7 protein-coding genes are annotated in these 12085 nt (G+C 66.1%); 1 reads left to right on the top strand and 6 read right to left on the bottom strand.

All coding sequences use genetic code 11. From position 1 onward, the window contains the following. Positions 1–40: 40 nt before the first annotated feature. Both ACZ61C_RS33255 and ACZ61C_RS33250 read right to left on the bottom strand, forming a co-directional pair. Positions 41–1060, bottom strand: a complete 1020-nt coding sequence (locus ACZ61C_RS33255; protein WP_465311832.1) for a hypothetical protein — start codon at positions 1058–1060, stop codon at positions 41–43. A gap of 493 nt (positions 1061–1553) precedes the next feature. Then, a complete protein-coding gene (locus tag ACZ61C_RS33250; RefSeq protein ID WP_465311831.1) occupies positions 1554–1970 on the bottom strand; it encodes a hypothetical protein in 417 nt (138 codons plus the stop codon). A 60-nt stretch (positions 1971–2030) separates the two neighbouring features. Here ACZ61C_RS33250 and ACZ61C_RS33245 point away from each other — a divergent pair, with 60 nt between their 5' ends. Then, positions 2031–2768 carry a hypothetical protein gene (locus tag ACZ61C_RS33245; protein ID WP_465311830.1) on the top strand — a complete coding sequence of 246 codons (738 nt, stop codon included), beginning with the start codon at positions 2031–2033 and terminating at the stop codon, positions 2766–2768. Positions 2769–3053: 285 nt separating this feature from the next. Here ACZ61C_RS33245 and ACZ61C_RS33240 read toward each other — a convergent pair whose 3' ends face one another. The 4 genes from ACZ61C_RS33240 to ACZ61C_RS33225 form a co-directional block, all read right to left on the bottom strand. Then, positions 3054–8204: a CHAT domain-containing protein gene (locus ACZ61C_RS33240; protein ID WP_465311829.1), complete on the bottom strand. Its 5151-nt coding sequence runs from the start codon at positions 8202–8204 to the stop codon at positions 3054–3056. Further along, positions 8201–9277 carry a hypothetical protein gene (locus tag ACZ61C_RS33235; RefSeq protein ID WP_465311828.1) on the bottom strand — a complete coding sequence of 359 codons (1077 nt, stop codon included), beginning with the start codon at positions 9275–9277 and terminating at the stop codon, positions 8201–8203. Before ACZ61C_RS33235 ends, ACZ61C_RS33240 begins: the two co-directional genes overlap by 4 nt. A 1-nt stretch (position 9278) precedes the next feature. After that, positions 9279–10340 (bottom strand): trypsin-like peptidase domain-containing protein, encoded by a 1062-nt coding sequence (locus ACZ61C_RS33230; protein WP_465311827.1) that lies wholly within the window; start codon positions 10338–10340, stop codon positions 9279–9281. Positions 10341–11549: 1209 nt separating this feature from the next. Then, positions 11550–11957 carry a hypothetical protein gene (locus ACZ61C_RS33225; protein WP_465311826.1) on the bottom strand — a complete coding sequence of 136 codons (408 nt, stop codon included), beginning with the start codon at positions 11955–11957 and terminating at the stop codon, positions 11550–11552. Positions 11958–12085 lie beyond the last annotated feature (128 nt).

The raw sequence follows: 12085 nt of genomic DNA, 5'->3' as shown, positions 1-12085 counted from the left end.
CCGGTGCACTGAAGTGTCCGGGGCCGCTGGTCGCGTGTGTTCAGAACGTCGGATGTTCCGGGTCACCGCAGTTGCTTATCGAACCGTTGCCGATCGGCCAGGTTTGGAGTTCGGCTGGGGTGACGAAGTCGTACACGTCGAACTCGATGTTCGCTCGGTACTGCGGGTTCACCCAGCAGGTGAACTCGGTTCCAGACGGAATGGCGTAGCGGTAGCCGCCCAGGACCACCCACGATTCCGGGCCACCGTCGATCCGCAGGACCGCGGCCAGATCCGGGTTGTCCTGTTTGGTGACCTTGTGGGTCGGTGGCCGTGAGCCGTCGCAGGTCGCATCCTCGCCGAGAGCGCCGGATGCCTGCTGGTAGGCGCGCAGGTCGTCGGTGTCCAGGCCCCAATCGATCGCGTAGTGCTTGCTGAGGCAGATGTAGGTTCCACCGTCGGGAATCGAGTGCATCTTCTGGTCAGGATTGGTGACCAGCCAGGCGTGCCCGTCGGTGTCGCGGATCATCTTGCCCAGCGAGAGACCGGTGTCGCCGCCGCCCCCGGTCGGCTGCTGCTGACGGGCGTAGGCGGCATTCTGGCAGATCATGTCGATCTCCCAGACGTAGCCGGTTGGGCGGACACATGCCGGTTTGAGTGTCCGGCCAAGGTCGTCGGCTGCTGGCCTCGCGGCGTAGTGCTCGATCATGATGGGAGAGTCGGGAAGTGATCCCCAGATCAGCGCGTCGCTGACGTCGATGACCACCTGTCCGAACTCCAGCCACTTGAACATCTCGCGCAGGTTCTCCAGGCCTTTGTTGATGCGCACCGCTCCGGCGCCGTCCAGTGCGCCGGTGGCCAGATGGTTGCGCATCCAGGTCTCGATGAGCTGGTAGATGCCTTCGTAGTCGAGGCAGTTGAACAAGGCGACGGCGAAGTCGCGGCTGGTGTTGGCGAACCCGTGTCCACCGGTGAGGCTGTTGTAGCCGTTGTAGCCGTTGTAGGCGAAGGAGAACACCTGTACCAGCTTGTTGCGGATGCTCGGGTCGCTGTACATCTTGTTGGCGCCGAGTTTGTCCAAGACCCAGCCGAGGGTCTTGTCCCCACGGCCACGGCAGCCGAACTCGTCACCGCGTCGCGCCGAGCACTACGTTCGCCGGCAAGCTGTGACGGCCGCTTCGCCGACGCCCAGAGCCCTGCAGGGCGGCACTCTAGTGACGGCTGTGACGGATTTGAACAGGCCAGTCACAGCCGTCACAGGCAATGTTTCCGCAGGTCGATCAACTTCGACGCTGTCACAGCACGTGTGACGGCGTGACGGCTCGCGAGACGGCGGTGTGACGGCTGGCGCCTGTACTCATGAGGGGATTCCTTTCCTGCTTCAGCCTGAGCGGAGCCGAACAGGTCAGGATACGAGTACGCCGCAAGTCGGTTTCCGCAACGGCGTAACGCCGCCCGGTACCCGGTCCGTTGGCTGCGATTGGCTCGCTCGGCTGAGCCACACCGGAACCACTCGCCGGGACTTGGCGCCGGTGAATCCCTCGTCCGGATGGGTCGCCGCAGCGGCCGACGAGCTAAGATTCTCGTTCGAAACGCTCCAGGAACTGACCTGCAGGTTCCTGCCAGCCGATCAGGGGCACGTCGCTGCCGATCATCTCCAGCGCATAGTCGAGGTCGTCGGTGCTCGCCGGTGTCCAGTCGGGCTGTCGCGGACGAATGTGCCAGACGGCTCCTTCTTGGGGCCAGTACAGGGCAAATGCCTGCTTGTCGATATCAGCTCGTGTCATGACGTGCACGCCGTCTAGGCCCTTGGCCATGTCGGTGTTGACTTGCGGGAATTGAGTTCGGTACGACCATGACCGCCACGCGTCGGCGAATGCCAGGTCTATCCTGACTTTGTCGTATGGCAGGGAATCACGGCCCGAGGTGAGCAGGCCGAGTGCGGTCCCCTCCGATACAGCGTTGCGTTGACGCGCCGGTGTGAGTGGCATCGCTTCAATCTAGCCGACGCTGGTGCACAATCGACGGACCTGTCCGTGAGGAGTAGGAAAGTGAACCTGCGGCTCCACGATTACCCGTCGGCGGTCACCTGTAGTGGCTCCAAGTACCCAGAGCGTGCTCAAGTGGCAGGGATCCGCTGGGTCGTGGAGCAACTGGACGCGGTCGGTGGTCAGATTCTGCTCTACGTCCCCAAAAAGAGTGACATCAAGAGAGCAGACCACCACATTGAGAAACTCTCGAAGGTGCCTGGCGTCGTAGTGGGTTCCTGGCAAAGTATGGGCGGGTGGTCCGGCGGCCCTGTGCTCGCAGCGTGGCCCAGTCGCAATAAGTTGGCCGAGATCGCAGACGATCCACGCGTACGCGCGTTGTGCGTCATCCCCTGGGCGGATGGTGAGACCGATGCGTGGCAGATTGCCGCTGATCCGGAAAGGTTGTCCGGGGCCGAGCCCGTGCTGAACGCTGACGACGCTGCGCTGGATCCCGTGGTCAAGGTCGCCTTGGAGCACCTGTCAGCGATGGTTAACCATGCGAACCAATTGGCGGGCGCGCTCGACCATCGGGATGCGGTCGCGGTGCTCCGCATCCTGCACAAGGGAGGCTATCGGCTGCCGCGCGAAGCCGTGTACGCCTGGGCGCTGGCGAACGATTGGCCGGCGCGGGGCGCTGAACGGCTCCGTGAGCTGGCCGGCAAGATCGACGATGGGCGGACGGTGCAGATGAAGGGACCATCGCCGTTCCGGCCGGACGTCTTATCGAGTTGGCGGGCCGAAGCAGGCGAGGACAATTGACTTCCCGCAGCCGGCCGCCGATATGCCCGGCGGCGGGTTTGGAGGCGCCGGAAATGCGGCGACGTGGGGATGTCTGAGGTCGAGAGATGATCAATACCGGCAGCGTGGCGTTGATGCCGCTCGTGGGACGGTCGTCGAGACGCAGGAGCTTCGACTGCATCGTCGGCGACTGCAGGTGCTTGACGAGCTCGGCCGGCAGGGGTGCTCGCCGCCGCCGACCCCGTCGACCATCGGCCAGACCTCGGGCGGCCGTCCGGTGCTGCTGCGTGCAGCGGGCGTACTGTCTCAGCCGCTGCCCAAGCAGACATACGGGCGGCGGAACGGATCCTGGGCTACCACCTGCGCCAAGGCTTGAGCCATCGGGCGGCCCCTGGAGATCTCGCGGTGGAGGCTTACCATGGTCTCCGAAGCCGGTTGATCACCGACCCGGTGCAGCGGGGCGACCACGCGCGCCGACCCACGCAGCAGCAGAGCGCCGGCGAAGCCGAAAAATTCATCACCGAGGCGTGAGCGCGTTGCACCCACATCGCAAGCCACCAGAATGGCCTGCTGCGGACATCGGCGAAGCCGGGCGAGTTCGTAGGCGAACAGGGAGCCGTCGGCCAGTTCGAGGCGGGAGAACATGGTGTTGCCCGTCTCGTTGGTGCCATGGGCGGCCAGATGAGCCAGGCCGGCGCCCTCCATGTGTTCCAACACCTGGTCGACGGTTGCCTGGGGGCCGTCCAAGATCCGCGCGACCGGATGGAACCCGGACAACGCTGAGAGGTCTGCTCGGGATCCCTCGATTGCCGGGCCGCTCACCAAGGTAACCGACTGACTGGTCACGGGTGTTTCTTCGGCGAGTAGCCAAGCGGTTGCGGAAGGGGCGATGACGATCGGTCGTCCGGTGCAGGAGGGCAGGGTGCTCCAGGGCAGAGCGTTCAGAAGTCCGGTCGGCACAATGACCAGCTCGCGGTCGCCGATCACGTCCGTGATGGGCGTTCCGAGGATGTTGTCGAGCAGCGCCGCCCGCTGGGCCGCCGACCGCCGCACTACTTCGGTCAGGGGCTGGGGCAGGTTGTCCGGGGCGAGCGCGTCCACGTCGGCGGAGAGCTCCCGTATCAGCTGTTCGGCCTTGGACAAGGTGTCCAGCTGGACGAGCCTGGTCCGGGACCGCGTCACGACGACGGCCGAGAGCTTGTTTCTGCTGTGGCCCAGGATCACCAGGGCGCGCTCGCCCAGTCGGGCCTTGACCTCGTCGAGGGTCGCCACGGCTCGCGGGAGACCGAAGGGATCGACGGCTCTAGCCGGCGTGATCGCTTCTTGCTGAGCCCGAAAGTAGGCGGATCGCAGTTCAGGAGTCGCGCGATTTTCGCTCTCAGCGTTAGCGAGTTCCCGGGCCAGCGAGCGTAATCGGTGTGCCTCGACGGAGCCGCTGGCCGCGTCGACAGTAGACAACGGCCGGTAGCGATAGGCCTGAGCCCTTGTCCGTTCCAGCCAGCCGAACACTGACCGCGGTCGTCCGTCGGCTAGCGCGAGGTCGACGGCCAGCTGCCCCAGCTCGTACCCGTGCACGGCCACACCGGTCATCAGGTCGAGGCCGCCCAGGCGATCACGGGCTCGGCCGAGCTCCGCCAGCCCCTGGCGAGCCTGAGCGAAAGCGCGCCGGTGATCCCCGCGAGCGACCGCGAGTTCGGCGTGACAGAGTCGCCACAGCATCTTGCGGTCGATCTGGGCCGTGGTACCGGGTGCACGGACGGTTCGAAGCAGGTCAGAGGCCTCAATCGGGGCGTGCTGACCGGCCAGCGCGAGCTGGACACCGAGCATCCGGGCCACCGACGCCTCGTCGGGCAGACCGGCTAATTCCAGGCGCTCGGCCAGGCTGACCGCGTCGTGGACTGATGCTCTCTTCACCCGGTCGCCGGAACGAACGAGCGCGGTCGCTGCGCGCAGCCGGGTCAAGGCTGCGACCTCCGCCCACGCGTCGCTCTTGCGGCGGGCAAGTCGGCGTTGTGCCGATTCAGCGAGGTGCCGCGCCTCTTCTGGCGACCCCAGCAGGAGCTTCGCGGCCGCGTTCGTGAGCTCGGCTTCCGCGAGGTCGTGCCCGGCTTTGCTCGCTCGGAGCTGCGGCAGCAGTTCGTCGAGCACGTTGTCGGCTTCTTCGGCGAGGCCCGCGGCGAGCAACCCCCGTGCCTGGTCGATCAGTAGCCGGGCGAGCCGGTCCGGCTCAGCCTCTCGATACCCGCGCTCGGCACGTTCGTAGCATTGCAGAGCTTGCGGGATATCGGCCTCCAGGAGCGCCAAGTCGCCGAGCATGTGCTGCGCGCGGGCCTCCACGGCCGACAGGCTGGCCTGTCGGGCGAGCCGGGCGCACTTTGCTAGATCTTGACGGGCAGCACGAAAGTCTCGCGTCGTCATTCGGGCCATGCCGCGATTGAGCAGCAAGCTGATCAGTGGGCCGCCAGTTCTCCCGAGTCGTTCCCGGAGCCTGATCGCGGTGTCGTAGTGGGTAAGGGCTTCGGCGGGCCGGCCGAGGCGGTGGAGCAGCACAGCCAGCTCGGTCTCCAGGCTTGGCCTCAGATCTTGTTGGTCGGCCGGTGGAAGCTCGCTCAGAAGGGCCGCCGCGATCTCGAGGTGCGTGAGCCCCGCTGCCGGGCTGCGGCCGTGACCCGCGGCGTTGCCCAAAGCAACGCGCAAGCGCATGCGCTGGCCGGCTGTCGCTGGGGAGGCGGCTTCTTGCAGCTCGTCCAGCGTGCTGGCGAGCATTCGGTAGGTATGAGCTGGGTTGACGGTGACCAGGCGTTGCATCTGATCGATCCGATCGAGCTCAGTTCTCGGTAAGTCGACGGAATCGAACAGCCGGCTGAAGTCGTCGACAGGGAGAGTGGCACGGGGCCCATCGGGTGCGCGGCCGTCGGACCGTTCGAACTCCCGGTAGCGAAGCGATTCGGCTTCGGATTGGTATGCTTCCGAGACTGTGCGGGCGACCGAGGCATCGGTGTTCAGTGCGTCGAGGGCACGAATTCCTGAGTGAAAGCGTCCTAGGCGCGACTGGCCGGTCGACCAGCCGGCGACGAGGTCGGCGTCGAAGCCTTCGAGACCCAGCGTGCGCAGTGCCGTGTCCAGGAGCCACGGAGAGCGTTCGCCCACTTCCGCGGCAAGGTCCCGGAGCAACGTCCGTCGTTTGGTGATTTCCCGGATTGGCAGTTCTTCGGCGATGCCGATCGCTTCTGCGGCTAGCTCATCTGCCAGCCGTCCGCCCAGATCCAGGCCGTAGCGCCGCAACCGCAGGAGGGCGACGACAAGCTCCAGACGATGCAGCCGGTGCGGCTGAGTCTGCGGCAACCGTCGGATCTCCGTCAGCGTCTCGGTGACGAAGGACTTCGCTTCGGCTGCTCGTCCGACCTGTTCGAGTAGTCCTGCGGCGTCCAGAGTGAAGGTGACGAAATCGGCCACGGCGCCGTCGCGGGCTGCCCGGCGACGACCGGCGACCGCGACGTCCAGCGCTTCGACCGGTCGTGCGGTCAGCTTCAAAGCCTGGATCCGGAGTTGCCCCACGAGCGCGGACTCGTCTCGGTGGTAGTAGTCGTGGCCGTTGAGTTCGTGCAGGGCCTCGTCTCCGTTGCCTGCCTCGATGAGCTGGGAGGCCCGGCGGATCACGAGCTTGCGCCGAACTTCGGCGTCGGCCTGCAGCAGGTCCTCGTCGGAGACGCCCAGAGTGGCCGACTTCGATGCCAGGTAGGCCTTCGACGCGGGCGGAAGCTCCTGGACGGACTGGGTGAGGCGGCTCAGCACTGAATCGTCCCAGTGCTGGTCCAAGGTCACCCGGCTTTGGCCGAGCATAAGCCGGTGGTAGAGCTCTTCGGCGCGCGCCACCACACCGGTTCGGCTCCGGTAGAATCTAATCGCCGCTCGGTGGATCTGGTTGATGACATCCGCCTCGTCGGCGGCCAGCCGGCGCAGCATGGTCGATCGGACGTCGGCGCGGTGGATCACCGCCTGCTGCCCGGGCACCCGGGTGACAAGCATCGCCTCTCGGGCGAGCGCTTGGAACAGCGCTTCGGCGTGAGCGTCGTCCCGTACGGATAACCCGCACGGTCGCGCCAACACGTCACGGATCAGCTCGGGCGTGACCCTGCGCAGCGTGAGCCCTGGATGGGCGATCCGCCGGACGTCGGGGTCAGCGATATGGCCCAGAAGCCGCCGGTACAGCTCACCTTCGATCGTCCCGCGATGGAGGGCGATGTCCTGCAGCGCGCTGTCCCGCGGCGCGGAGCGCAGCACCGCGGCCGCGAGGTGCAGCGCCAGCGGGCTGCCACCGACCATGTCGACGACTCGCAGCGCCTCGTCTCGGCCGAACTCGCCCGGCAGCAGCTGGGAAAGGAGTTCGACCGCCTCGTTCGCCGGCAGTCCGATCAAATGGATCTGCCGGCCGCCGAGCCACGGAACCGGGGCCCGGCCCGCGATGATTAACTCCGGTCGTCGCAGCTGGATCTGCAACTCTGCGAGGAGGTCGCCGACGAGCTGCTGAATGGGTAGGTCACGTCGCTGGACCTCTTCGAAGGTGTCGAACACGACGATCGTCCGCCGATTCCCGGCGAGGTCGGCCAGCTCGGCCACCAAGCTCGGCAGCGTCGACCCCAAATCGCCGTCTGGGCCCGGACGGCCGGCTCCGCGTCCGCTGATCCTCATCAGCTCGTGACACCGCGTGGCGAGCGCCGCCGCGGCGTCTTGGCCTACGGTCGGCTCGGCAAGCTGTGTGGTGAGCTGCCGGGCGATGGCGGCCACCAGGCTCACAGGCTCAGCCGGTTCCAGCACGCTGTTGTCGAAGTTGAGGTAGCCAATCAGCGTGCCGTCGCGGTCGGCCCCGGCGAGGAGGTACCGCGCGGCCAGCGCGGACTTGCCGATCCCGCCAGCGCCGTGCAGAAGCAGTGGACCGAGCCCGCCGCGGAACTGGTCCGCCATTTGCCAGAGCACGTCCTGACGTCCGACGAAGTGCTCTCCGGCCAACGCCCGCAGGGGCTCCAGGAGCTCACCCCGGCCAAGCTCCCGGACCAGCTCGTTCGTGTCTGGGGTCGGCACACCGGAGTCGCCCAGCCATCTCGCGAGCCAGGCCACCGCCCGGAGCCGGGACATCGGCAGGGTGTCGAGGTCGACGGGCGAGCCGCCGCCGACGTGGTGGTCGATCGCCCATTGGCGATCGTCTTCCGGCCGCTGGGCGATCGCCTTCCAGGCCGCGCGCACCCGGTCGGCGTTGGCCCTTCGAACAGCAGATCGGCGCACGGCATCGTGGAGTGCCCAGTGTCGGTGCCCGTCGCCGGTGCGCACGCGCGCCGACTCCGAAAATAGCTCTGCGCCGTCGGCGTGGGCCAGCTCCTCGCTGGTTCCTAGCCATGGCAGCTCGTAGTGCGACAACAGGGCCGCGCGTAGCCGGAGCTCCTCGATTTTCGCTGTCATGATCCGGTCCCGGGCCCGAAGTGGGCGTGGGCCGTGCGGCTGGCGGCCGCGCCCAGCAGCCGCAGATCGGTCAGGTCCGCTTCGGCGACGACCCGGTCGACGAGCTCAGCCAGGTGCTGTTCGGGCAGCTCCCGGCCGATGTGCTGGGCGATGCCTCTGAAAAAGCCGTGAACGTGAGCCCACGTGAGGTCCGCGAGCTCCTCGTGTCGGAGTACCTCGAGCACAGCAGGGGAGAAGTCACCTGGATGGCCGGTCACGATCAGCCGCGTCTTCGGCAACTGCCCAGCCTCGACCTCCTTGGCAAGCTGCGCTACAGCAATACGGACGGCGGGCTGCACCGTCGGACGGTCCAAGCCATCGACGAAGATCCAGCGCAAGCGACGGGGGAGCTGGGCGTACCGGCCGACGAAAATGTTGACGAGCTCGCGCGCCTGTCGGGACTCTTCAGTGTGCGGATCCACCTCAAAGTTCGCGGCCAAGCCGAGCCTGGTGGCCAGGATCGTCATGAAGCCTGCCAGCTCCACCCGGTCGTAGAACTCGTCTTCCATGTCGATAACTAAGAAATCGCAGACGAGAGCGGGATCGTTGGCGATGTGGCCGATGAGGTGCCGGCTGTAGGACTTCCCGCTGCCTGGCTCACCGGTGATCGAAAGCACGGGATAGTCGTACTCAGCCAGATCTCGGAGATGGGCGCGAAGCTCGCGCCTGTCGAGCAGGGCCCGGGCGCAGCCGGGGCCCAGCAGGTGCGACAGGTGTCGATCCGCGGAAGAGTACCAGTTCGCGCCGGAAACGCGGGCGGCGAGGACGGTGTCAAGCGCCCCCGCAGTGGCGGGCTTGCGGCACTTCACCAGATCGATCAGCTCATCGAGCTTCCCGGCATCGGCGCAGTCGCGCGTGATCACCGGCCACAACGCACCGGCCTTCTGATCCCAGTGGATCTCCTGCGGCGGCAGGCCCACCGTGGTATAGATCTCGATGAGGTCGTCGACGCGGTAGTAGGCGTCGCCGAGCGTCTTGTGCAGCAAGCGCGCAGTCGCGTCGTGCCACTTGGGGTCGTCGATCCAGCGGGTCATGCTACGCCTGCGCGAGATCCACGCCGAGTTCGACGAGCCGTTCGGTCACCCGGCTCGCCCGACGACCTTGGTTGCGGAAGGCCACCCCGTCCTCGCCGTTCGTACGGACCCATTGGTGGTGCAGTGCGATCACCCGCCAGTCGCGGTCGAACACCGGCGATCCCGACGATCCGGCTTCGGTGTCTGTCCAGTACTGGATGACGTCGTCGTCGACGTGCCGGACCAAGTTGTGGTGCAGCGCGAGCTTTTTGGGTAAGCCATGCGGATGCTGGACGATCGAAACGCGGTCACCGACCGTGACCGGCGGGATCGCGGTCAGGGAGAGGATCGGCACATCGTCGGGCAAGGGCGCAGAGACCGAGACGACGGCGAAATCATGTGCGGATTCGCCCTTGATCGAGGCCGGAGTGCACTCCACGGCCAATGGCTCGAGCAGCGTGCCGTCGGTGCCAAGCTCGTAACGGAACTCGGCCAGCACCCGGGTTGCCGGCGACTCCTTGTCCGCATCGAACAGCACGTGATGGTTCGTCAGGATCGTTGAGACGCCGATCCGGAACCCGGTGCCGTGGAAAAGCCGGGATCCGTGGGCGACGGTCAGTCGGCAAACGGCCTGCGAACAGCGAAGGCCGCGTTCGAGAAAGGAAATGTCGAGCAAGGTTTCTTCGTCGGCGAATATCTGCCGTTCGGTGTTGTCGCCGGTGAAGTTCCGCCAGCGGGTATCGGTCGCCGCGAGCGTCGACGGCCGGTCGGCGAGGAGGTCCGCGCCGAGTACCGGAGCGTCCCCGAGCAATTCGCCGATTCGTCGACCGAGCGCGGCACGGCGCTCCACTGCTAGCGAAATGAGCTGTCGTATGACGAGTTGCGCGGCGGCTTCGTTCAGGACGTCGAACCACATGCGGTGGGCGGGCTGCCCCCAGGCGACGGCCGTGGGCGGAACACCTGATTCGACGGCCAGGGGCTCGATTTCCTCTGGGCGATAGAACGCCGAGCCCAGCACCTCGCGCAGCTCGCGCAGCCGCGGATCGGTCCAGTCGAGCGGGTAGCCATCCAAAAAATCCGTCATGCCTGCGCAACCTCTCTCGGATCCCCCGGCCGATCGGCTCCACAATAGCGGGGGCCGCGGATCGCGGTGCACGTCACCCGTCGGCGCCCGTAACGTCGTCTCCGCCGGGGATGGACGAATGCGGTGTCTTGCCCGTCGACTGTCTTAATCCACGGCCCATCGCCGCATGACTGGCCCCATACTTACACCATGAGGAGCTTACCGGTGCAGGTCAGCCGAGTATGTGATGAACCCCTGGATGTCGTCCTCGTTGGCGGCGCAGCTGGTCCAGCAGCCTCTTCGCCCGGATGATGATCGATGCGCCCTCGGGTACCCCGGCAGCTGGCTCGAGGCGCGCAAACTGATGAACGAGGCCGCCGCAGAGAACGCTGATGAGTTGGCTGAGAGCGGCGCTTACCAGCTCACACTGGTCGATGCGGCGGACAGCCCTACAAGCATTTCAAGATCGACCGGTGGCCAGTGGTCGCGTATCTCAGTGTCGGCTTGGCGCACCGCCCGTGCTCGGCGGTCGCCAAGGTGGCTGGCTGGGGAAGCGACCAGTCGAGGGTGCCGTCGTCGCGTTAAGTAGGTCGCCAATCTACGGCATTCACTCAAGCTGCAGGTCGGTGGCGAACTTCAGGTTGGGGTTATAGATCAACTTGGTCCTCGGACACAAATACGTGGGACATTTCTTGCTCGCAGCCGATTCGTCCAAGCTACAGGTCAGGGAGACTTCAGTGCGGGGAAGCTTCGGCGGGGAATTGTATATCCCCGGCCGTGATTGCTGCTCGAAGGATGGGGCACGTGCGCGCCGGTTTTCTTTGAAATCGAGGAGCCAGAGCCCAGTGAATGTATAACGATTTATATACTCGAGCGTGCGGCGCAAATCGAACGTGCGTTCTAGTGCGACTGCGCTGATGTCGAGAATTGGCCGGTGAACCTAGGGAGAGCTGTGGCGTAGTTGTTGTCGAGCGAGCCACCGGTTGCGCTTGGTGAGTGGGCAACAGCGATCTTGCTTGGGAGATCGGCGGCTACGACCTGGCTCGGTTCGTAGCTTCACGGCCTCGACGGGACGTAGTCGGCACGCCGGTCGGGAGGCCGATCCCGACGTCGGGTAATTGATCACCGCAGCGACCCGGTGAAGGCGATTGCGTCGCAATGCACGTTCGTACCTTGATCGCTGTAGTCGTGGATGCGGCTGAGGTGGTCGCCGCACCCACGACTACAGGGTCAGTGCTTCGCTCCTGCGCCGCGGAGTTCGCCGGCGATGAGGGCGAGCCCGCTGATTGTCATCAGCCCGTCGAGGACGAGCGGACCAATGGCTGCGGCGATTGGGTCGTAGTGCCATGCGATGAGGACCGCGTGGATGTGGCCGTACGAGATCGCGAAAGATCCGAACGCCACGATCGACCCGATGCCGTAGCGCACTGCGCTCCAGAACCACGTCCGTCGCCAGAACGCCCTGGTGAGCACCTCGACCGTGAGGATCAAGGCGATCGGCCACACGCTGGCGCCGATCTGGGGACCCAGGCCCGGTGCCCACCCTGTCGGCTCCGAATTGGCGGGCAGCCAGGTGTGGAGGACGTTGGCGGCGATCGAGGTGAGCGAGCCGAACACGAACCCGAGCCAACTGACCACGATCCCACCAGTGCGTCCTCCATCTGGTAACGAGGATTCCGGCTCGCGCGGCTGGTGCTGCGGCGCGCAGGACTCCAGCTGGAGCCCCAGTTCGCCAGCTGGCAAGACTGACGTACGGCCCTGTGTCT

It is taken from the genome of Amycolatopsis sp. NPDC104587 (assembly GCF_055583645.1).
Note: the sequence above shows the minus strand (reverse complement) of the source record. Positions and strands in the feature narration are given on the sequence as shown.